We start from the raw sequence: 20,600 nt of genomic DNA on the forward strand, positions 1-20,600 counted from the left end.
GCGGTTTAGCTTTACGAAACGGCTGATTATAGCCGCATAGCGCAGAAACGAAAAAAGCGCCCATTGGGCGCTTCTTTCTGAATTGGTGGGTCGTGCAGGATTTGCCTCGGCCCGTCCGGGGCCTCGCCCTTCGGGTGATGCGCTGCATCAGCCTGAATCGCTCCCGGCGATTCAGTCGAACCTGCGCAGGTTCTCATCCTGCACGTCAGACATCTCAGCGTGCCTGAACGAAAAAAGCGCCCATTGGGCGCTTTTTCCTGAATTGGTGGGTCGTGCAGGATTCGAACCTGCGACCAATTGATTAAAAGTCAACTGCTCTACCAACTGAGCTAACGACCCGCTTGGGGCTTACAACCCGCAAACCTGAAGCCTGCGTAAAAGATGGTGGGTCGTGCAGGATTCGAACCTGCGACCAATTGATTAAAAGTCAACTGCTCTACCAACTGAGCTAACGACCCATCTTTAGGTTGTGAAGCGATGCTGAAGTTTCGCAGCAACAGAGCAGAAAACCTGTTTGCTGAGAAGATGGTGGGTCGTGCAGGATTCGAACCTGCGACCAATTGATTAAAAGTCAACTGCTCTACCAACTGAGCTAACGACCCATCTTCAGGCTTGCCAGACACATTTGCAATCTGTCCCGGCAACGGCGGCATATATTACTGATTTACCGAGGTAGCGCAACCCTTATTTTCCACCAGCGGCGTCAACTGCTTACCTTTCATGCTGCCAGACCAGAAATCAGGCAAAATCCGGTGCTGGCTGCACAAATTACAGCCCGTCGAGGCGTTTTTGCGCCTGCTTAGCTGAATCGGTATTGGGGTAAAGTTTTATCACCTGCTGGAAAACGGCCTTGGCTTTCGCCGTATCCTTTTTCTCCTGCATGATAACGCCAACCTTTAGCAACGCTTCAGAAGCCTTCGGCGACTTCGGGTAATTTTTAACCACGGTGGCATAATAATAGGCCGCGTCGTCTTTTTTACCCTTGTTGTAGTTCAACTGCCCCAGCCAGTAATTGGCGTTCGGCTGGTAGGTTGAGTCAGGATAGCGCTTGACCCACGCCTGCAGCGCAGCGATCGCCTGGTCATACTGTTTTTTTTCCAGAATCAGCGCCACCGCGGCGTTATAGTCGCTGTTGGCGTCGCCGCTCTGCACCGGCGCGCCTGATGAGGCTGCCGCCGCGCCGTCTGCGCTGGCCGCTGCGCCCGTATCGGCGCTCGCCGCCGGCGCATCAGCGCCGCTTTGTGCCGCACTGTTCGCGCCGCTGCTGCTCAGGCTGTCGATCTGCTGATAGAGCTGCTTCTGCCGCTCGATGACCTGATTAAGCTGGTAGCTGTTTTGCTGGATTTGCCCGCGCAGCGAATCGATATCGCTTTGGTTGTCGCTCATCTGCTGCTGCAGTTGCTGCAGAAGCTGAGCCTGGGCGTTGGAAATGCGTTCAAGAGTGGTGACGCGGTCTTCGACCGAGCCAGAGCCGACGTTACTGATTGATGCCTGGGCATTAGCGGCCCAGGGGGCCGCTACGCCAACCAGTAACGACAGACCCAACAGGTGAAGTCTGAAGTTACTAATCATGTGATTCTCTTAGTAGACCAGAACGGCACGACGGTTTTTAGAGTAAGCCGCTTCGTCATGACCCAGAACAGCCGGTTTCTCTTTACCGTAAGAAACGATAGACATCTGGTCAGCCGATACGCCTTTGCCCTGCAGGTACATCTTCACGGCGTTAGCACGACGCTCGCCCAGTGCGATGTTGTATTCCGGCGTGCCGCGCTCATCCGCGTGACCTTCGATGGTCACTTTGTATGACGGGTTGCTGCGCAGGAAGGCTGCGTGCTGGTCCAGCATCTGAGCGTAGTCAGACTGCACGTCATATTTGTCCAGACCGAAGTAGACGATGTTGTTCTGCTGCAGCTGCTGCATCTGCAGACGCGCCTGCTCGTCAGAAGACATGTTGCCGTTGCCGCTGCCGTTCATGCCAGCACCGTTGCCGTAAGCGCCGTCAGCGCCCATGCCAGTCTGGTCATTGTTGTTGTTTTTGTGTGAGCTACAAGCGGCTACAGCCAGAACCGGCAGAGCCAGCATCAACCCTTTCAGCACTTTGTTCAGTTGCATTTTGTTATCCTGTTATATTGTTTATCATACATTTAACCCCCTGCTGCGCAGGGGACCTATGCATTACAGATACGGCGACCAGGCAGGTGATTTTACCTGTCCATCAGTTGCCGGAAGACGCGCTTTGAAACGCCCATCTGTTGATACCAACTGCAACACGGAACCCATCCCCTGAGTAGAGCTATAGATTACCATCGTGCCGTTTGGAGCCAGACTTGGCGATTCATCCAGGAACGTGCTCGTTAACGTTTGAACGGCTCCCGTTACCAGATCCTGTTTGGCGACGTGCTGAGCGCCACCGGCGCTGCTAATCATCACCATGGTTTTACCATCGGCAGAGACGTCCGCATCCTGGTTTTGCGAACCTTCCCAGGTAATACGCTGTGGCGCACCGCCGTTGATACCAATTTTATAAATTTGCGGCGCTCCAGCCTGATCCGAGGTGTAAGCCAGCGTCTGGCTATCCGGGAACCAGCTCGGTTCAGTGCTGTTGTAGCGACCGTCGGTGATTTGACGCGTCTGGCCGGAAGCCAGATCCATCACGTAGAGGTTCAGGCTGCCCGTTTTCGACAGGGCGAAAGCGAGTTTAGTCCCATCCGGCGAGAAGGCCGGCGCGCCGTTGTGACGCGGGAAAGAGGCAACCTGGCGAATCGCGCCGTTTGACAGCGTCTGTACCACCAGCGCCGATTTACCGCTTTCAAAGGTCACGTAGGCCACTTTGCTGCCGTCTGGCGACCAGGCCGGAGACATCAGCGGCTGCGGCGAGCGATGCACGACAAACTGGTTGAAGCCATCGTAGTCTGACACGCGCAGTTCGTACGGGAACTGGCCGCCGTTGGTCTGCACCACGTAGGCGATACGAGTGCGGAACGCGCCTTTAACGCCCGTCAGCTTCTCGAACACCTCGTCACTGGCGGTGTGCGCAGCATAGCGCAGCCACTGTTTGGTGACTTTGTAAGAGTTCTGCGCCAGAACGGTGCCCGGCGCGCCGCCGGTGTCCACCAGCTGATACGCAACCTGATAGCTGCCATCTGGATTAGAGGTGACCTGACCGACAACCACCGCATCGATACCCAGCGCGCTCCAGGCGGCAGGCTGTACTTCCTGCGCGCTGGTCGGCTGCTGCGGCAGACGTGAACGATCGATTGGATTGAATTTACCGCTGTTGCGTAAGTCAGCGGAGACGATGCCGCCCACATCTTCAGGCGCGGCGCCTGAGCCAGCCCATTTAAACGGCACCACACCAATTGGGCGCGCGGTGTTGACGCCCTGCGTAATTTCAATGCGTACTTCTGCGTGGAGCATCGCAGCCCACAGCAGAACAAAAAAACCTAAGGTTACACGAAGTGCCTGCTTCATCTTTTCTCCCTTACCTGAACCTGAGTTCATGATAATTCGCACAGTTCCTGAAAAACACGAGTATTCATCTAATACGGCAAGCTAACCTTAGTCCAACCTGCCGCGGGTTACTGCATTATTCCGGTTTGAAACGCATTGGCGCGTTTTTAAACACTTCATACACTGCTTGCGATGGCGGCTTAGGAATGCGAGCCTGCTTCGCGGCAGCGATAGCCGCCTGGCATAACGCCGGGTCGCCGCCTTCAGATTTGACGTCAATCAGCAAACCGTCAGGCGCCAGCTTGATACGCAGGTTACACTCTTTCCCCTTATAAGTATCAGCATCGTAGAAGCGGCTCTGAATCGCGCCCACAACCTGTCCCAGATAAGAGTTAATCTCTGCGCCCGATGCGCCGGCTTTTTTCTGGTTGCCCTGCCCTGCCGCGCCGCCGCCACCGGCCGCGCCACTTTTCGGTGCATTCTTACCAGAGGTCAGGCCGCCAAGCAGATCGTCGACGTCACTGCTGTTTTTCGCCGCTTCCGCCGCCGCTTTTTTCTTCGCGTCGGCGGCGGCCTTGGCTTTCGCCGCGGCGTCCGCTTTGGCTTTGGCGGCCGCATCGGCTTTCGCTTTCGCTTCGGCCGCCGCTTTCTCTTTCGCGGCTTCCGCTTTTTCTTTGGCTTCCTGCGCCGCTTTCTCTTTGGCCGCTTCGGCTTTCTCTTTCGCTTCCTGAGCCGCCTTCTCTTTAGCCGCTTCGGCTTTCTCTTTCGCTTCCTCGGCCGCTTTGGCTTTCGCCTCCTGCGCCGCTTTAGCTTTCGCCTCCGCCGCCGCTTTGGCCTTCGCATCGGCTGCCGCTTTCGCGTCGGCTACCGCTTTCTCTTTGGCGGCGGACGCGGCGGCGGCTTTCGCCTGCTCTTCCGCCTTTTTCTTCGCGTCGGCGGCGGCCTGCTTAGCCTGTTCTTCCGCCTTTTGCGCCGCCTCGGCAGCCGCTTTGGACTGCGCCTGCGCTTCCGCTTTGGCATCGGCTTTCGCCTGCGCCGCAGCCGCCTCGGCCGCTTTCTGCTGCTCCTGCGCCGCTTTAGCCGCCGCTTCCGCCTGTTTCTGCTGTTCAGCCTGCGCTTTTGCCGCTTCCTGCGCCTGCAGACGCTCTTTTTCCAGCGCCTTCAGACGCTGCTGTTCCGCGGCCTGCTTCTGCTGCAGCTCTTCAGCCTGCTGCTGCGCCTGCTTCTCACGCTGCTGCTCGGCGCGCTGGCTGTCGCTTTTCTGGTTCTGTTGACGGTTGTACTGCTCTACCACGGCGCCAGGATCGACCATCACCGCGTCGATATCGCTGCCGCCGCCTCCGCCGCTCGCCTCAATATTCTCGTTGAAGGAGCTCCAGATCAGCAGGGCGATCAGTACCACGTGCAGAGCCACCGATATAATTATCGCGCGCTTTAACTTCTCGTTTTGCTCGGTTGCCTTCGACACACTCGGTTCCCAAAAAACGGTTCGACTTTAAATCGGCTGCGTCATCAAACCGACAGATTTAACGCCTGCCTGATGCAGCAGGTTGAGCGCTTTAATAATTTCGTCATAGGGCACATCCTTTGCGCCGCCGATTAAAAAGACGGTTTTCGGATTCGCCTCGATGCGACGCTGCGCTTCGCTCACCACCTGTTCCGGCGGCAACTGCTCCATACGATCGTGATCCACTACCAGGCTGTACTGACCGACGCCTGAGACCTCAACGATCACCGGCGGATTATCGTCGCTGGAGACCGTTTTCGAATCGGTGGCGTCCGGCAGGTCCACTTCTACGCTCTGGGTAATAATCGGCGCTGTCGCCATAAAGATCAGCAGCAGCACCAGCAGGACGTCGAGCAGCGGAACGATATTAATTTCCGATTTCAGGTCGCGGCGGCCGCGACCACGTACTCTGGCCATGGGTTACCTCCGCTTACTTCGCGCTGTCGCTGGAGAAGGCCTGACGGTGCAGGATGGCCGTGAACTCTTCCATAAAGTTGTCGTAGCCCTGCTCCAGCTTGTTGACGCGCTGGTTCAGTCGGTTGTAGGCCATGACCGCCGGAATCGCGGCGAACAGGCCGATCGCGGTGGCGATCAGCGCTTCGGCGATGCCCGGCGCAACCATCTGCAGCGTCGCCTGCTTGACCGCGCCCAGCGCGATAAAGGCGTGCATGATGCCCCATACGGTGCCGAACAGGCCGATGTAGGGGCTGATAGAGCCGACGGTGCCGAGGAAAGGAATATGGTTTTCCAGCGTTTCCAGCTCGCGGTTCATCGAGATGCGCATCGCGCGGCTGGCGCCTTCCACCACCGCTTCTGGCGCATGGCTGTTGGCGCGGTGCAGACGAGCGAACTCTTTAAAGCCGGCGTAGAAGATCTGCTCTGAACCGCTCAGCTCTTCACGGCGTCCCTGGCTCTCCTGATAGAGACGCGACAGCTCGATGCCGGACCAGAATTTATCTTCAAAGGCTTCCGCCTCGCGTCCCGCCGCGTTCAGAATTCGGGTGCGCTGAATAATGATGGCCCATGAGGCAATAGAAAAGCCGATCAAAATCAACATGATAAGTTTGACCAGAAGGCTCGCCTTCAGGAACAAATCAAGAACGTTCATGTCAGTCACTGCTTGAACTCCGCGACAATAGACTTGGGAAGCGCAATCGGCTTCATAAGATGTGGGTTAATGCAGGCAATCAGGACTTCTGCTTCATTCAGGACTCTGCCTTCTGCATTCACGATACGCTGGGAAAATGTCATGGTTGCGCGCGTCATAGCGGTGACTTCGCTCTGGATCTCCAGAAGGTCGTCAAGACGCGCCGCCGCAACATAGTCCACCGTCATGCGCCGCACCACAAAAGAAACCTGCTGTTCCAGCAGCGTTTGCTGATTGAAATGGCGCTGACGCAGCATTTCGGTACGTGCTCGTTCATAAAAAGCGATATAGCTGGCATGGTAAACCACGCCACCAGCATCGGTGTCTTCGTAATAGACCCGAACCGGCCAGCGAAACAGCGTTGTACTCACTCTACATCCCGGTCTCGTTTTTAAACGTTGCTACTATACGCAAGAGATTTGGGGTTGGGAATGGGATGCCAGAGCCAGGAGAAAATAATTATCGGAAGGTAACAATCAGAAGGATTTTCAGTAGATTTCTTGACCTGCCGCTGACAATACCTCACCACCAGCGGCGGGCATTGCGCGTCAGCGCCAGAACCAGTAGAGCGCGAACAGCAGAACGATCAGGGCCACCGCCGGCGAGAAGAGCGCCTGCCAGCGCGTGCGGCGCGGATGGAAGCCTACGCCGTGGATCACGCCGGCGCAGACCGCCCAGATAACCAGAATGCCCTGCCAGACCGAGAGCGTGCTGGTGTGCGCGGCGTAGCGTGAGGGATCCCAGAACAAACAGCCCGCGACAATCAGCGCCAGGATGAGCGAAAGGGCCCGTAAAGGCCCTTTGTTCATCAGACGGTATGACGTCCGAATCAGTTTGCGCATCAGGCGCGCTCGTCCTGCGCGGCGCTATCTTCAACGTGCTCAAGCGCCAGCGCGGTGATGATGCCGAAAGCGCAGGCCAGCAGGGTGCCGAGAATCCAAGCAAAATACCACATGCGTCGTCTCCTTAATCAGTAGAGAGAGTGCGTATTGCGCTCAATATGTTCTTTCGTGATCCGCCCGAACATCTTGTAGTAGCACCAGCTGGTGTAGGCCAGGATAATCGGGACGAAAATAATGGCGGCGAAGGTCATCACCGTCAGCGTGCGCTGGCTCGAGGTGGCATCCCACATCGTCAGGCTCATGCCGGGTTCGATGCTCGACGGCATGATAAAGGGAAACAGCGCGATACCGGCGGTCATAATGACGCACGCCAGCGTCAGCGATGAGCTGACGAACGCCCAGCCGCCCTTCTCGCAGCGCGAGAACAGCACCGTCAGCAGCGGCAGCACCACGCCGAGCAGCGGAAAGAGCCACAGCGCCGGCATATGGTTAAAGTTCGCCAGCCAGGCGCCCGCCTCGCGCACCACGGTTTTACCCAGCGGGTTCGACGCGGCGTGGTGATCGATGGCGCTGGTAATAACGTAGCCGTCGAGGCCATATTTCACCCAGACGCCCGCCAGCACGAAGCAGACCATCATCACCAGCGCCGCCACCTGCGCCACCGCGCGCGAACGCAGATGCAGCTCGCCTGCGGTGCGCATCTGCAAATAGGTCGCGCCCTGCGTCAGGATCATCGCGACGCTGATCACGCCCGCCAGCAGCCCGAACGGATTGAGCAGCTGGAAGAAGTTACCGGTGTAGTCGAGGCGCAAAAATTCATCCGCGCGGAACGGCACGCCCTGCAGCAGATTGCCGAACGCGACGCCAATCACCAGCGGCGGCACGAAGCTGCCGATAAAGACGCCCCAGTCCCACATGCCCCGCCAGCGCATATCTTCAATTTTAGAACGATAATCGAAACCTACCGGACGAAAAAAGAGCGACGCCAGCACCAGAATCATCGCCACATAGAAGCCGGAGAAGGCGGCGGCATACACCATCGGCCACGCGGCGAACAGCGCCCCGCCCGCGGTGATCAGCCAGACCTGGTTGCCGTCCCAGTGCGGCGCGATGCTGTTGATCATAATGCGGCGTTCGGTATCGTTACGCCCCATCAGTCGCGTCAGCATGCCGACGCCCATATCAAAGCCGTCCGCTACGGCGAAGCCCACCAGCAGAATGCCGATCAGCAGCCACCAGACAAAGCGCAAAACTTCATAATCAAACATGGTTGCTCTCCTTAACCGCGTACCGGCTCAGCCGTCGCCGCGACCTGCTCATGGTGATAGCGTCCAGTTTTCAGGCTGCTCGGCCCGAGGCGCGCGAATTTAAACATCAGATACATCTCCGCCACGAGGAACAGCGTGTAAAGACCGCAGATCAGCAGCATGGAGAAGAGCAGATCGCCCACGGTCAGCGACGAGTTGGCCACCGAGGTCGGCAGCACTTCGCCGATCGCCCACGGCTGGCGACCATATTCGGCGACGAACCAGCCCGCCTCGACCGCGATCCATGGCAGCGGTATGCCGTAGAGCGCCGCTTTCAGCAGCCAGCGATGCTTGCCGACGCGGTTGCGGATCACGCTCCAGAACGAGAAGGTGATAATGCCCAGCAGCAGCACGCCCGCCAGCACCATAATGCGGAAGGCGAAATAGAGCGGCGCCACGCGCGGAATAGAGTCTTTCACCGCCTGACTGATTTGCGCCTCGGTGGCATCCGCCACGTTCGGGGTATAGCGTTTCAGCAGCAGGCCGTAGCCCAGATCCTGTTTGCTCTGGTCGAAGGCCTCGCGCACCGCCGGATCTTCGCTGCCGCTGCGCAGCTGATTCAGCAGCGCGTAGGCTTTCATGCCGTTGCGGATGCGCACCTCATGCTGCGCCATCAGATCTTTCAGGCCGGTGACCGGCGTATCGACAGATCGCGTGGCAATCAGGCCAAGCAGGCCAGGGATCTGCACCGCCGCGGCGTTTTCCTGCTTCTCCTGATCCGGCAGGCCGAACAGCGTGAAGGCCGCCGGCGCGGGCTGGGTATCCCATTCGGCTTCAATAGCGGCGAGCTTGGTTTTCTGCACGTCGCCCATTTCGTAGCCCGATTCGTCGCCCAGCACGATAACCGACAGCACCGCTGCCATGCCGAAGCTGGCGGCGATGGCGAACGAACGTTTCGCAAAGGCGACGTCGCGTCCCTTAAGCAGATACCAGGCGCTGATGCCGAGAATAAACATGGCGCCGGTGGTGTAGCCCGCCGCGACGGTATGCACGAATTTCACCTGCGCCACCGGATTGAGCACCAGTTCGGAGAAGCTCAGCATCTCCATTCGCATGGTTTCGTAGTTGAACGCGGAGGCGATAGGATTCTGCATCCAGCCGTTCGCCACCAGGATCCAGAGCGCCGACAGGTTAGAACCCAGCGCCACCAGCCAGGTGACCGCCAGATGCTGCGTTTTGCTCAGGCGATCCCAGCCGAAGAAAAAGAGCCCGACGAAGGTGGATTCCAGGAAGAACGCCATCAGCCCTTCGATGGCGAGCGGCGCACCGAAGATGTCGCCGACGTAGTGAGAGTAATAAGACCAGTTGGTGCCGAACTGAAACTCCATGGTCAGACCGGTGGCCACGCCCAGCGCAAAGTTAATGCCGAATAACTTGCCCCAGAATTTGGTCATATCTTTATAGATCTGTTTGCCGCTCAGGACGTAAACCGTTTCCATGATCGCCAGCAAAAACGCCATACCGAGCGTAAGCGGGACGAACAGGAAATGGTACATCGCCGTTAAGGCAAACTGTAAACGCGACAGCTCGACAATATCTAGCATAATGACTCCTTGCTCCTCGCATGACCTTACTCTGCGAATAACAACGGCGAACAACGGGCATAGACGCAGAGAATAAGATTCAGGAACGACTGATTATTAATTCCAGCTTTTTGTTACCGACGGATAAGACGCATCCGCGGCCCGACGTGAGCGAGTAACAGTGGTGAAACTTCCCCGAAAAGCATCATTCAGTCGATTTCAGGCAGGCGAGCGAGAAAAGCCGGCGGCATTGATTTAGCGCGACCTGGCGCAATCTCCTGGATGTTATTGGAAACGACTGAATTGATGCAGCGCAATTAAAACCGGTTGGCTTACGCTTTGCCAGCGGTAAAGTTTGTTAAATATCGATAATTATTGATTTGGATTAACGCTTTTAATTTCCAGATGTGTAGCCTTGAGAAGATTGTTAATTAGTTGTCACTGAGAAATAGCGTAATTTAGAAAAGCATTACCTTTAATTTTAATTTTTAACTTTCCGCCTTAAAAAGAACTTATTGCTTCTCGCCCGTTACACCTCTCGCTGCCCGCGTCCGGAGAAGAATTTTCAGCGCCCTGCTCTCTCTACAGGCAAAAAAAAGCCACCCCGAAGGGTGGCCTGATAGCTGATGCATGCGCGCTTATTTAGCCGGCAGCACCGCTTTCACCGCGTCGCCGATATCCGCGAGACTGCGCACGGTTTTCACGCCTGCCGCTTCCAGCGCCGCGAACTTCTCATCCGCCGTGCCTTTGCCGCCTGCGATGATGGCGCCCGCATGGCCCATACGCTTGCCTTTCGGCGCGGTAACGCCCGCGATATAGCCAACAACCGGTTTGGTGACGTGCTCTTTAATGAACGCCGCCGCCTCTTCTTCCGCGCTGCCGCCGATTTCGCCGATCATGACGATCGCTTCGGTCTGCGGGTCATCCTGGAACATTTTCAGGATGTCGATGAAGTTGGAGCCCGGGATCGGGTCGCCGCCGATGCCGACGCAGGTCGACTGGCCGTAGCCGATGTCCGTGGTCTGCTTCACCGCTTCATAGGTCAGGGTACCGGAGCGCGATACGATGCCGACGCGGCCCGGCTGATGGATGTGACCCGGCATTATGCCGATTTTGCATTCGCCTGGGGTGATCACGCCCGGGCAGTTCGGGCCGATCATGCGCACGCCCGCTTCGTCCAGCTTCACTTTAATCGTCAGCATATCCAGCGTCGGGATGCCTTCGGTGATGGTGATGATCAGCTTGATGCCTGCATCAATCGCTTCCAGAATGCCGTCTTTACAGAACGGCGCCGGAACGTAGATCACGGTCGCCGTCGCGCCGGTGGCTTCTACCGCTTCGCGCACGGTGTTGAACACCGGCAGACCGAGATGGGTGGTGCCGCCTTTGCCCGGCGTCACGCCGCCAACCAGCTGCGTGCCGTAAGCCAGCGCCTGCTCAGAGTGGAACGTACCCTGACCGCCAGTAAAACCCTGGCAAATCACTTTAGTGTTTTTGTCGATCAGAATAGACATTATTTCCCCTCCGCAGCCGCAACGACGCGCTGTGCCGCATCTGTCAGGCTGGTTGCTGCAATGATATTCAGTCCGCTGTCCGCCAGTTTCTGTGCGCCCAGCTCAGCGTTGTTTCCTTCCAGACGCACCACGACCGGCACGTTGACGCCGACTTCCGCCACCGCGCCGATGATGCCGTCGGCAATCAGGTCGCAGCGCACGATGCCGCCGAAGATGTTAACGAATACCGCTTTTACCGCGTCGTCGGAAAGGATGATTTTAAAGGCTTCGGTAACGCGCTCTTTGGTCGCGCCGCCGCCCACGTCGAGGAAGTTAGCCGGCTGGCCGCCGTGGTGCTTAACGATGTCCATGGTGCCCATCGCCAGACCTGCGCCGTTGACCATACAGCCGATATTGCCTTCCAGCGCCACGTAGTTCAGTTCCCACTGCGTAGCGTGCGCTTCGCGCGGGTCTTCCTGGCTCGGGTCGCGCATTTCGCGCAGCTCCGGCTGACGGAACAGCGCGTTGCCGTCCACGCCCAGCTTGCCGTCGAGGCAGACCAGATCGCCCTGCTTAGTAATCACCAGCGGATTGATCTCAACCAGCGCCAGGTCGCGCTCCAGGAACAGCGTCGCCAGGCCCATAAAGATTTTTGTGAACTGGCTGACCTGCTTGCCGGTCAGGCCGAGTTTGAACGCCAGCTCGCGGCCCTGATAAGGCTGCGGACCGGTCAGCGGATCGAGCGCCATTTTGTGGATCAGGTGCGGGGTCTCTTCCGCCACTTTCTCGATCTCAACGCCGCCTTCGGTCGAGGCCATAAAGACCACGCGACGGGTCGCACGGTCAACCACCGCGCCCAGATAGAGTTCCTGATCGATGTCGGTCGCCGCTTCAACCAGGATCTGGTTTACCGGCTGGCCGTCGGCGTCAGTTTGATAGGTCACCAGGCGTTTGCCCAGCCAGTGTTCAGCGAAAGCGCGAATCTCTTCCTTGCTGTTAACCACTTTCACGCCGCCCGCTTTACCGCGTCCGCCGGCATGAACCTGACATTTCACTACCCACGGGCCAGCACCAATTTTAGAGGCCGCTTCTTCTGCTTCACGTGGCGTAGTGCAGGCGTAGCCGGTGGGTGCCGGCATACCATACCGTGCAAACAGCTGTTTCGCCTGGTATTCGTGTAAGTTCATGATGTTCTATCCATTCAGGTCTGAAAAGAGTAATAAGGTTGGGCGCGCGTTTCGTCGGCGCGCCCGGCAAAAATCAGACGTCCAGCAGCAGACGTGCCGGATCTTCCAGCAGCTCTTTCACCGCCACCAGATAGCTGACCGATTCACGGCCATCGATCAAGCGGTGATCGTAGGAGAGCGCCAGATACATCATCGGCAGCACCACGACCTGACCATTGACCGCCATCGGACGATCTTTGATGGCGTGCATGCCCAGGATGGCGCTCTGCGGCGGGTTGATGATCGGCGTCGACATCAGCGAGCCGAAAACGCCGCCGTTGGTGATGGTGAAGTTGCCGCCGGTCAGTTCGTCGACCGTTAGCTTGCCGTCACGGCCTTTCACCGCCAGCTCTTTGATTTTCTTCTCGATGTCCGCCATGCTCAGCGCGTCGACATCTTTCAGCACCGGCGTCACCAGGCCGCGCGGCGTGGAGACAGCGATGCTGACGTCGAAGTAGTTGTGGTACACCACATCTTCGCCGTCGATAGAAGCGTTCACTTCCGGGAAACGCTTCAGCGCTTCCACTACGGCCTTGAGGTAGAAGGACATAAAGCCCAGACGCACGCCGTGACGCTTCTCGAAGGAGTCGCCGTACTGCTTGCGCAGATCCATAATCGGCTTCATATTCACTTCGTTGAAGGTGGTCAGCATGGCGGTGCTGTTTTTCGCTTCCAGCAGACGCTCGGCCACGCGCTTGCGCAGACGGGTCATCGGCACGCGTTTTTCACTGCGGTTGGCGACGGCTGGCTGCGGCGCAGCTTCAGCGGCGGCCGGCGCGGCTTTGGCCGCGGCAGGTTTGTTCGCCAGATGCTTTTCCACATCTTCGCGCGTGATTCGACCGCCGACGCCGCTGCCTTTAATCTGCGTCGCGTCGAGATCGTGTTCGGCGATCAGGCGACGAATGGCCGGGCTCAGCGCATCGTTGCTCTCTTCTTCCAGCGACGCGGTCTGGCGCTGCGCCGGCGTGGATTCGTTAGCTTCGGCTTTAGCGTTGGTTTCTTTACCAGCGCTGTTGCCCTCTTTCAGGCGACCCAGAATCTGACGCGACGTGACGGTCGCGCCTTCTTCTTCCAGCACGGCTTCAAGCACGCCGTCAGCCTGGGCCGGCACTTCCAGTACCACTTTGTCTGTTTCGATCTCTACCAGCACTTCGTCGCGGCTTACCGCATCGCCTGGTTTTTTGTGCCAGGTTGCCACGGTGGCATCGGCAACGGATTCAGGCAGGTCGGGAACGAGAATATCTACGCTACTCATTATCTTTCCTTTTAAATTAACCAAGGTTCAGCGCGTCATTAACCAGGTCTTGCTGCTGTTGTTGATGTACGGACATATAGCCCACGGCCGGCGAAGCGGAGGCCGGACGGCCCGCATAGCGCAGCGACGCGCCAAACGGAACCACTTCGCGGAAGTGATGCTGGCTACAATACCATGCGCCCTGATTCAGCGGCTCTTCCTGACACCAGACGAAATCCTGCACATGGGCATAATCTTTTAACGCTTCCTGCACCGCTTTATGCGGGAACGGATAGAGCTGCTCGATGCGCACGATGGCGACATCGGTCTGCTCGTTTTTGCGACGCTGCTCCAGCAGATCGTAGTAGACCTTGCCGGAGCAGAGCACTACGCGTTTTACCTGCTGCGGATCGAGCGCGTCGATTTCGCCGATAGCGGGCTGGAAGCTGCCGTTGGCCAGCTCGTCCAGCGACGAGATCGCCAGCGGATGACGCAGCAGCGATTTCGGCGACATGACGATCAGCGGACGGCGCATACCGCGCAGCGCCTGACGACGCAGCATGTGGTAAACCTGCGCCGGCGTGGAGGGCACGCACACCTGCATGTTCTGCTCGGCGCAGAGTTGCAGATAGCGCTCCAGACGCGCGGAGGAGTGTTCCGGGCCCTGGCCTTCGTAGCCGTGCGGCAGCAGCATCACCAGGCCGCACATACGCCCCCACTTCTGCTCGCCGGAGCTGATGAACTGGTCGATCACCACCTGCGCGCCGTTGGCGAAGTCGCCGAACTGCGCTTCCCAGATGGTCAGGGTGCGCGGCTCTGCGGTGGCGTAGCCATATTCGAACGCCAGCACCGCCTCTTCCGACAGCACGGAGTCCCACACCTTGAACTGACCCTGTCCATTATGGATATGGTGCAGCGGCGTGTAGGTTGAGCCGTTAGCCTGGTTGTGGATCACCGCATGACGGTGGAAGAAGGTGCCGCGGCCGGAGTCTTCGCCGGAGAGACGCACCGGAATGCCCTCATCCACCAGCGTGGCGTAGGCCAGATTCTCGGCGCCGCCCCAGTCGAAAGGCTTGTTGCCTTCGGCCATCTCTTTACGGTCGTTGTAGATTTTCGCCACGCGCGCCTGTACTTCGACCGCGTCCGGGATTTGGCTGATGCGGCGCGCCAGCTCCTGCAGACGTTTTGGTTCGACGGTGGCCGGGTAGCTCTCGTCCCACTCATGGTTGAGGTAAGGCGACCAGGTAAAGGAGTGCAGGCTCATCGGGCGCCATTCGGCTACCACGCATTCGCCCGCGTCCAGCGCATCGCGATAGAGATTGACCATTTCGGTCGCATCTTCCGCGCTGGCAGAGCCTTCCGCCGCCAGACGATCGGCATAGAGCTTACGCGGCGTCGGATGCTTTTTGATCTTCTGATACATCAGCGGCTGGGTCGCGCTCGGCTCGTCGGCTTCGTTATGGCCGTGACGACGGTAGCAAACCAGATCGATAAAGACGTCGCGCTTGAAGGTGTTGCGATAATCGAGCGCCAGACGCGTGACAAACGCTACCGCTTCCGGGTCGTCCGCGTTGACGTGGAAGATCGGCGCCAGCACCATTTTACCGATATCGGTACAGTACGGCGTCGAACGGGCGTCGCGCGGGTTGGAGGTGGTAAAGCCCACCTGGTTGTTGATCACGATACGGACGGTGCCGCCGACTTCATAGCCGCGCGCCTGAGACATGTTCAGGGTTTCCTGCACCACGCCCTGGCCGATAACCGCGGCGTCGCCGTGGATAGTGATCGGCAGTACCTGGTTGCTGCCCGGCGAATCGAGACGATCGAGACGCGCGCGCACCGAGCCCATGACGACCGGACTGACGATTTCCAGATGCGACGGGTTGAACGCCAGCGCCAGATGCACCAGACCGCCTTCGGTCTCTACGTCAGACGAGAAGCCCATATGGTATTTCACGTCGCCGGTGCCGAGGTGATCTTTATGCTTGCCGGAGAACTCGTCGAAGAGATCCTGCGGCTTTTTGCCCAGCACGTTGATCAGCACGTTAAGGCGACCGCGGTGCGCCATACCCAGCACCACTTCGCGCGTGCCGCTCTTGCCCGCGTGGCGGATCATTTCGCGCAGCATCGGGATCAGCGCGTCGCCGCCCTCCAGCGAGAAGCGTTTCGCGCCCGGGAATTTCGCGCCCAGGTATTTTTCCAGCCCTTCCGCTGCGGTCAGCTCTTTCAGGAAACCTTTTTTCTCTTCGCTGCTGAAAGCTGCACGGCCCGCCGCCGATTCAAGACGCTGCTGGATCCAGCGCTTCTCTTCGGTGTTGTTGATGTGCATGTACTCTGCGCCGATAGAGCCGCAATAGGTCTGCTGCAGCGCATCGAAGAGGTCGGCCAGCTTCATGGTCTCTTTGCCGATGGCGAAAGAGCCTACGTTAAAGCTTTCCTGAAAATCGGCGTCGGTCAGATCGTGAAAAGCGGGATCGAGGTCAGCGACGCGATCCTGCTTCCACAGGCCAAGCGGGTCGAGATTCGCATGCTGATGGCCGCGAAAACGAAAGGCGTTAATCAGCTGCAGGACTTTTACCTGCTTTGAATTGGCGGCCGGATCGGAGACGGTGGAGGTGTAACGAGATGCATCTTTCGCCAGGCGACGAAAGTATTCGCGCGTGGTGGAGTGAAACTGTTCAGGTTTCACGCCGGTGCCCGGCAGCTGTTGGAACATCGTGCGCCACACTGCATCGACAGAGTCCGGATCGGTCAGGAAATCCTCATAGAGTTGCTCTATGTAAGACTGGTTCGCGCCGGCCAGCCAGGAGGAGTCCAGCCAGGGCTTCATCGCGCTGTTCTGCATTGTGATCCCTTAAGCATTACTATGCTTTTTTGAGGTTTCATTTGTTGCCGCTTTCGCGGTTTGCCGTAGTGAGTTCAGCGATACGAGCCTGTGCGCTCACACGCGCCCTGCCCGTAAGGGAACCTTGCTAAGCGTGGCGTCGCCGCGCTTAGCAAGGCTTCCGTAAAACGCCGGGAACCTGAGGTTCCCGGACGGATACTGTTTTACGCGCCCCGCTGCAGCAGCATCGACTTGATATGGCCGATGGCGCGCGTCGGGTTCAGCCCTTTCGGACACACGCTCACACAGTTCATAATGCTGTGACAGCGGAAAACGCTGAAAGCGTCACTCAGATTGTCCAGACGCGCTTCACTTTCGGTGTCGCGGCTGTCGATGATGAAGCGATACGCGGCCAGCAGACCCGCAGGACCGACGAACTTGTCCGGATTCCACCAGAACGACGGACAGGAAGTCGAGCAGCAGGCGCAGAGAATACACTCGTACAAACCATCCAGATGCTCGCGCTCGCCAGGCGACTGCAGATGTTCGCGCGCCGGCGGATTCTCTCCGTTATTCAACAGGTAAGGCTTAATCTTCTCATACTGCGCGTAGAATTGCCCCATATCCACGACCAGGTCGCGAACCACCGGCAGGCCCGGCAGCGGACGAATGACGATCTTCTTCGTGCCGTTGCCCAGCGCCGACACCGGCGTGATGCACGCCAGGCCGTTTTTGCCGTTCATATTGAGGCCGTCGGAACCGCACACGCCTTCACGGCAGGAGCGACGAAACGCCAGCGTCGGATCTTTCTCTTTCAGCCGGATAAGCGCGTCCAGCAGCATCATGTCGCGGCCGTCTTCCGATTCCAGCGTGTAATCCTGCATGCGCGGCGCGGCGTCGACTTCAGGATTGTAGCGATAAATTGAAAACTCGAGTTTCATGATCGTCTCCGCTATTAGTAGGTACGCACTTTCGGCGGGAAGGCCGCGCGCAGTTTCGGCTGCATGTTCACCTCGCGGCGCGTCATGCTCTCGGTTTCGGGGACGTAGAGACTGTGGCACAACCAGTTTTCATCATCGCGATCCGGGAAGTCGAATCGACTGTGCGCGCCGCGGCTTTCGGTGCGGAAGTTCGCCGCAACCGCCGTGGCGTAAGCCGTTTCCATCAGGTTATCCAGCTCCAGGCACTCAATACGCTGGGTATTGAAGTCCGGTGAACGGTCATCCAGACGGGCTGATTTCAGACGCTCGCGAATCTGTTTCAGCTCTTCCAGACCCTGCTTCATCGCATCGCCTTCGCGGAATACTGAGAAGTTGTTCTGCATGCAGCGCTGCAGCGCTTTACGAATTTCTACCGGATCTTCGCCGGTGGTGTTGCTTTCCCAGCGGTTGAAGCGCGCCATGGCGGCGTCGATTTCATCCAGCGTGGCGTCGCGCAGCGGACCCTGCTGTTCGATGCACTCCATCAGATGCACGCCGGCCGCGCGGCCGAATACCACCAGGTCCAGCAGCGAGTTGCCGCCGAGACGGTTGGCGCCGTGCACCGAGACGCAGGCGATTTCACCGACGGCGAACAGGCCGGGAATCACTTCATCTTCGCCCTGCGCGTTGACGCGCAGCGCCTGGCCGGTCACTTTGGTCGGAATGCCGCCCATCATATAGTGGCAGGTCGGGATCACCGGAATCGGCTCTTTGATCGGATCGGCGTGCGCAAAGGTGCGCGACAGCTCGAGGATGCCCGGCAGACGCGACTCCAGCACTTCGGCGCCCAGGTGATCGAGCTTCAGTTTGATGTGCGGGCCCCACGGGCCGTCGCAGCCGCGGCCTTCGCGGATTTCGATCATCATTGAGCGCGCGACCACGTCACGGCCCGCCAGATCTTTGGCGTTCGGCGCGTAACGCTCCATAAAGCGCTCGCCATGTTTGTTCAGCAGGTAGCCGCCTTCGCCACGGCAGCCTTCGGTTACCAGCACGCCCGCGCCGGCGATGCCGGTCGGGTGGAACTGCCACATCTCCATATCCTGCACCGGCACGCCTGCGCGCAGCGCCATACCGACGCCGTCGCCGGTGTTGATATGGGCGTTGGTGGTGGACTGATAGATACGGCCGGCGCCGCCGGTGGCCAGAATGGTCGCTTTGGCTTTGAAGTAGACGGTTTCGCCGGTTTCAATGCAGATCGCCGTACAGCCGACGATGGCGCCGTCCTGATTTTTCACCAGGTCGAGCGCATACCATTCGGAGAAGATGGTGGTTTTGTTTTTCAGGTTCTGCTGATAGAGCGTATGCAGCAGCGCATGGCCGGTACGGTCAGCCGCCGCCGCAGTGCGTGCCGCCTGCTCGCCGCCGAAATTTTTCGACTGGCCGCCAAACGGGCGCTGATAAACGCGGCCATCCTCCAGACGGGAGAACGGCAGACCCATATGTTCCAGCTCCAGAATCGCTTCCGGGCCGGTTTTACACATATATTCGATCGCGTCCTGGTCGCCGATATAGTCGGAACCTTTGACGGTGTCGTACATATGCCATTCCCAGTTATCTTCATGGGTGTTGCCGAGCGCGACGGTAATGCCGCCCTGCGCAGACACGGTGTGGGAACGGGTCGGGAAGACTTTCGACAGCAGGGCGCAGGTCTGGCCCGACTGGGAGATTTGCAGTGCGGCGCGCATTCCCGCGCCGCCTGCGCCGATCACCACGGCATCAAATTCTCTGACTGGCAAATTCATTTACACACCCCACACCACAACAGTTCCATAAATTGCATACGACAACAGCGCGATCACAATCGCAAACTGCAGAATCAGACGCACGGCCAGACCTTTTACGTAGTCGGTCAGCACCTGCCACATTCCAATCCAGCCGTGGATCAGAATCGAGAACAGCGTCAGCAGAGTGAACACTTTGGTGAAAGACGAGGCGAAGAAGCCGCGCCAGACATCATAGGTCAGCGTGTCGGTCAGGGCGATAAAGCCCACGATGTAGAGGATGTAGAGCGTAATGAGGATTGCCGAAGCGCGCAGCAGCAGCCAGTCCTGAATGCCGTTGCGGCCCAACGAGGATGCATTGCTTACCATACGAGAACTCCTGCCAGGATTGAAAGCACGACAGTAATGCCGAAGGTGACCCAGGCGGATTGGCGGCCGATAGCCAGCGTCTCAGCAAGGTAACCAAAGTCCATCAACATATGACGAATCCCGCCCACCGTGTGGAATGCCAGCGCGGTAAGGATGCCCCAGAGAATAAACTTCACGAAGAAGCTATCCATAATGGCGGCAGCGTGCTGGAAACCTTCCGGGGAAGAGAGAGAAGTGCCCAGCAACCAGAGCAGGATACCGAGAGCCACAAAGGTTATGACGCCGGAAACGCGGTGGAGAATGGACGATATTGCAGTAACGGGAAACCGGATCGTCGAGAGATCCAAGTTGACAGGTCTTTGTTTTTTCACGGTTTTGCCCACACAGCTCTTTTTTATTTTGCTTCCTCCGGTCCCTGAGGCGGAGTCGAATCACAGGTGTGTTCAGACTTTAACCGTCACCAAATCAGCAACATCCAGTGTTAATTGACGCGGTAGAAACGCTGGGTGGCTCCTGGTGTCAGGGGGTTTCCGGAGACCTGGCGGCAGTATAGGACGATCACATTCTTATTACAATTACCCTACAATCTCTTTGGGTACATTTGCGTGAAACAGTGATCCGACTCACGAATTTCACATTTAATACAAATTTAATTATCTGATTTGACAAAAGTTCAACAATTCAGTTACAAACTAGGGCATCAAACCCCAGTGATGCACAAAAGTTATGGGGATACACTTTCCCCTAAGCACAAGTTATGTAACATTCTGGTTATGAGCACCCTAAAACAACAGGTTGTTGATTACCAGAAAGTTATGTCCAGACCGGATCTTTAACAACCGCGATATGCAGAATTTCATGACTGCCACGTTCCCTGCCGGGAAACGCCTCTCACTCTGTACCCTGCACCCGCGTTGTTACCGCAGAGTGTTATTGTGAAGTTAATGGCGACCGCAACATGACCGCTTTTCAGGTGT

The 20,600-nt window shown here is 58.0% G+C and carries 19 protein-coding genes, 3 tRNA genes and 1 other RNA gene; all 23 read right to left on the bottom strand.

The window, feature by feature from the left end; genetic code table 11:
• Window positions 1-83: 83 nt before the first annotated feature.
• Window positions 84-218, bottom strand: a non-coding RNA gene (locus tag PVE98_RS13810) — RtT sRNA.
• Between the two features lie 45 nt (window positions 219-263).
• Window positions 264-339: transfer RNA gene (locus tag PVE98_RS13815), tRNA-Lys, on the bottom strand.
• A 43-nt stretch (window positions 340-382) separates the two neighbouring features.
• Window positions 383-458 (bottom strand) — tRNA-Lys (locus PVE98_RS13820).
• 68 nt (window positions 459-526) lie between these two features.
• Window positions 527-602 (bottom strand) — tRNA-Lys (locus tag PVE98_RS13825).
• Between the two features lie 166 nt (window positions 603-768).
• Entirely contained in the window at window positions 769-1,572 is an 804-nt protein-coding gene (cpoB, locus tag PVE98_RS13830; RefSeq protein ID WP_096072799.1) for a cell division protein CpoB, read from the bottom strand.
• A 9-nt stretch (window positions 1,573-1,581) separates the two neighbouring features.
• On the bottom strand, window positions 1,582-2,112 hold the full coding sequence (gene pal / locus PVE98_RS13835) for a peptidoglycan-associated lipoprotein Pal (protein WP_033751676.1): 531 nt from the start codon (window positions 2,110-2,112) through the stop codon (window positions 1,582-1,584).
• 63 nt (window positions 2,113-2,175) lie between these two features.
• Window positions 2,176-3,471 carry a Tol-Pal system beta propeller repeat protein TolB gene (gene tolB, locus PVE98_RS13840; protein ID WP_033751678.1) on the bottom strand — a complete coding sequence of 432 codons (1,296 nt, stop codon included), beginning with the start codon at window positions 3,469-3,471 and terminating at the stop codon, window positions 2,176-2,178.
• A 115-nt stretch (window positions 3,472-3,586) separates the two neighbouring features.
• Window positions 3,587-4,918 carry a cell envelope integrity protein TolA gene (gene tolA / locus PVE98_RS13845; protein ID WP_096072798.1) on the bottom strand — a complete coding sequence of 444 codons (1,332 nt, stop codon included), beginning with the start codon at window positions 4,916-4,918 and terminating at the stop codon, window positions 3,587-3,589.
• A 27-nt stretch (window positions 4,919-4,945) separates the two neighbouring features.
• The gene (gene tolR / locus PVE98_RS13850; RefSeq protein ID WP_033751683.1) at window positions 4,946-5,374 is read right to left on the bottom strand and encodes a colicin uptake protein TolR; all 429 of its coding nucleotides are present in this window, start codon (window positions 5,372-5,374) and stop codon (window positions 4,946-4,948) included.
• 13 nt (window positions 5,375-5,387) lie between these two features.
• Window positions 5,388-6,074, bottom strand: a complete 687-nt coding sequence (gene tolQ, locus PVE98_RS13855) for a Tol-Pal system protein TolQ (protein WP_033751685.1) — start codon at window positions 6,072-6,074, stop codon at window positions 5,388-5,390.
• Entirely contained in the window at window positions 6,071-6,475 is a 405-nt protein-coding gene (gene ybgC, locus PVE98_RS13860; protein WP_033751687.1) for a tol-pal system-associated acyl-CoA thioesterase, read from the bottom strand. Before ybgC ends, tolQ begins: the two co-directional genes overlap by 4 nt.
• Before the next feature lie 177 nt (window positions 6,476-6,652).
• Complete coding sequence (gene ybgE, locus PVE98_RS13865; RefSeq protein ID WP_033751690.1) at window positions 6,653-6,946, bottom strand: cyd operon protein YbgE; 294 nt, start codon at window positions 6,944-6,946, stop codon at window positions 6,653-6,655.
• A complete protein-coding gene (gene cydX, locus PVE98_RS13870) occupies window positions 6,946-7,059 on the bottom strand; it encodes a cytochrome bd-I oxidase subunit CydX (protein ID WP_065426323.1) in 114 nt (37 codons plus the stop codon). The genes ybgE and cydX overlap by 1 nt, the downstream gene beginning before the upstream one ends.
• A gap of 15 nt (window positions 7,060-7,074) precedes the next feature.
• Window positions 7,075-8,214 (bottom strand): cytochrome d ubiquinol oxidase subunit II, encoded by a 1,140-nt coding sequence (gene cydB, locus PVE98_RS13875; RefSeq protein ID WP_096072797.1) that lies wholly within the window; start codon window positions 8,212-8,214, stop codon window positions 7,075-7,077.
• Between the two features lie 11 nt (window positions 8,215-8,225).
• On the bottom strand, window positions 8,226-9,797 hold the full coding sequence (cydA, locus tag PVE98_RS13880) for a cytochrome ubiquinol oxidase subunit I (protein WP_096072796.1): 1,572 nt from the start codon (window positions 9,795-9,797) through the stop codon (window positions 8,226-8,228).
• Between the two features lie 617 nt (window positions 9,798-10,414).
• The gene (gene sucD, locus PVE98_RS13885) at window positions 10,415-11,290 is read right to left on the bottom strand and encodes a succinate--CoA ligase subunit alpha (protein WP_033751698.1); all 876 of its coding nucleotides are present in this window, start codon (window positions 11,288-11,290) and stop codon (window positions 10,415-10,417) included.
• Window positions 11,290-12,456 carry an ADP-forming succinate--CoA ligase subunit beta gene (gene sucC, locus PVE98_RS13890; protein WP_033751700.1) on the bottom strand — a complete coding sequence of 389 codons (1,167 nt, stop codon included), beginning with the start codon at window positions 12,454-12,456 and terminating at the stop codon, window positions 11,290-11,292. Before sucC ends, sucD begins: the two co-directional genes overlap by 1 nt.
• A 73-nt stretch (window positions 12,457-12,529) precedes the next feature.
• Window positions 12,530-13,750 carry a 2-oxoglutarate dehydrogenase complex dihydrolipoyllysine-residue succinyltransferase gene (gene odhB, locus PVE98_RS13895; RefSeq protein ID WP_096072795.1) on the bottom strand — a complete coding sequence of 407 codons (1,221 nt, stop codon included), beginning with the start codon at window positions 13,748-13,750 and terminating at the stop codon, window positions 12,530-12,532.
• Between the two features lie 16 nt (window positions 13,751-13,766).
• On the bottom strand, window positions 13,767-16,574 hold the full coding sequence (gene sucA / locus PVE98_RS13900; protein ID WP_033751706.1) for a 2-oxoglutarate dehydrogenase E1 component: 2,808 nt from the start codon (window positions 16,572-16,574) through the stop codon (window positions 13,767-13,769).
• Between the two features lie 203 nt (window positions 16,575-16,777).
• The gene (locus tag PVE98_RS13905) at window positions 16,778-17,494 is read right to left on the bottom strand and encodes a succinate dehydrogenase iron-sulfur subunit (RefSeq protein WP_048786915.1); all 717 of its coding nucleotides are present in this window, start codon (window positions 17,492-17,494) and stop codon (window positions 16,778-16,780) included.
• Between the two features lie 14 nt (window positions 17,495-17,508).
• The gene (gene sdhA / locus PVE98_RS13910; RefSeq protein WP_033751712.1) at window positions 17,509-19,275 is read right to left on the bottom strand and encodes a succinate dehydrogenase flavoprotein subunit; all 1,767 of its coding nucleotides are present in this window, start codon (window positions 19,273-19,275) and stop codon (window positions 17,509-17,511) included.
• The gene (sdhD, locus tag PVE98_RS13915) at window positions 19,276-19,623 is read right to left on the bottom strand and encodes a succinate dehydrogenase membrane anchor subunit (RefSeq protein ID WP_033751715.1); all 348 of its coding nucleotides are present in this window, start codon (window positions 19,621-19,623) and stop codon (window positions 19,276-19,278) included.
• Window positions 19,617-20,006, bottom strand: a complete 390-nt coding sequence (sdhC, locus tag PVE98_RS13920) for a succinate dehydrogenase cytochrome b556 subunit (RefSeq protein WP_033751718.1) — start codon at window positions 20,004-20,006, stop codon at window positions 19,617-19,619. The genes sdhD and sdhC overlap by 7 nt, the downstream gene beginning before the upstream one ends.
• Between the last annotated feature and the right edge of the window lie 594 nt (window positions 20,007-20,600).

It is taken from the genome of Pantoea sp. GABEPS69 (assembly GCF_045780835.1).
Classification (GTDB): domain Bacteria; phylum Pseudomonadota; class Gammaproteobacteria; order Enterobacterales; family Enterobacteriaceae; genus Pantoea; species Pantoea septica.

Bases quoted from the DNA above. Each gene is read 5' to 3' on its own strand.
- pal (WP_033751676.1), bottom strand. From the start codon at position 2,112: ATGCAACTGAACAAAGTGCTGAAAGGGTTGATGCTGGCTCTGCCGGTT.
- cydA (WP_096072796.1), bottom strand. From the start codon at position 9,797: ATGCTAGATATTGTCGAGCTGTCGCGTTTACAGTTTGCCTTAACGGCG.
- tolB (WP_033751678.1), bottom strand. From the start codon at position 3,471: ATGAAGCAGGCACTTCGTGTAACCTTAGGTTTTTTTGTTCTGCTGTGG.
- cpoB (WP_096072799.1), bottom strand. From the start codon at position 1,572: ATGATTAGTAACTTCAGACTTCACCTGTTGGGTCTGTCGTTACTGGTT.
- PVE98_RS13905 (WP_048786915.1), bottom strand. From the start codon at position 17,494: ATGAAACTCGAGTTTTCAATTTATCGCTACAATCCTGAAGTCGACGCC.
- sucD (WP_033751698.1), bottom strand. From the start codon at position 11,290: ATGTCTATTCTGATCGACAAAAACACTAAAGTGATTTGCCAGGGTTTT.
- tolR (WP_033751683.1), bottom strand. From the start codon at position 5,374: ATGGCCAGAGTACGTGGTCGCGGCCGCCGCGACCTGAAATCGGAAATT.
- odhB (WP_096072795.1), bottom strand. From the start codon at position 13,750: ATGAGTAGCGTAGATATTCTCGTTCCCGACCTGCCTGAATCCGTTGCC.
- sucA (WP_033751706.1), bottom strand. From the start codon at position 16,574: ATGCAGAACAGCGCGATGAAGCCCTGGCTGGACTCCTCCTGGCTGGCC.
- sucC (WP_033751700.1), bottom strand. From the start codon at position 12,456: ATGAACTTACACGAATACCAGGCGAAACAGCTGTTTGCACGGTATGGT.
- cydX (WP_065426323.1), bottom strand. From the start codon at position 7,059: ATGTGGTATTTTGCTTGGATTCTCGGCACCCTGCTGGCCTGCGCTTTC.
- ybgE (WP_033751690.1), bottom strand. From the start codon at position 6,946: ATGCGCAAACTGATTCGGACGTCATACCGTCTGATGAACAAAGGGCCT.
- sdhD (WP_033751715.1), bottom strand. From the start codon at position 19,623: ATGGTAAGCAATGCATCCTCGTTGGGCCGCAACGGCATTCAGGACTGG.
- sdhA (WP_033751712.1), bottom strand. From the start codon at position 19,275: ATGAATTTGCCAGTCAGAGAATTTGATGCCGTGGTGATCGGCGCAGGC.
- cydB (WP_096072797.1), bottom strand. From the start codon at position 8,214: ATGTTTGATTATGAAGTTTTGCGCTTTGTCTGGTGGCTGCTGATCGGC.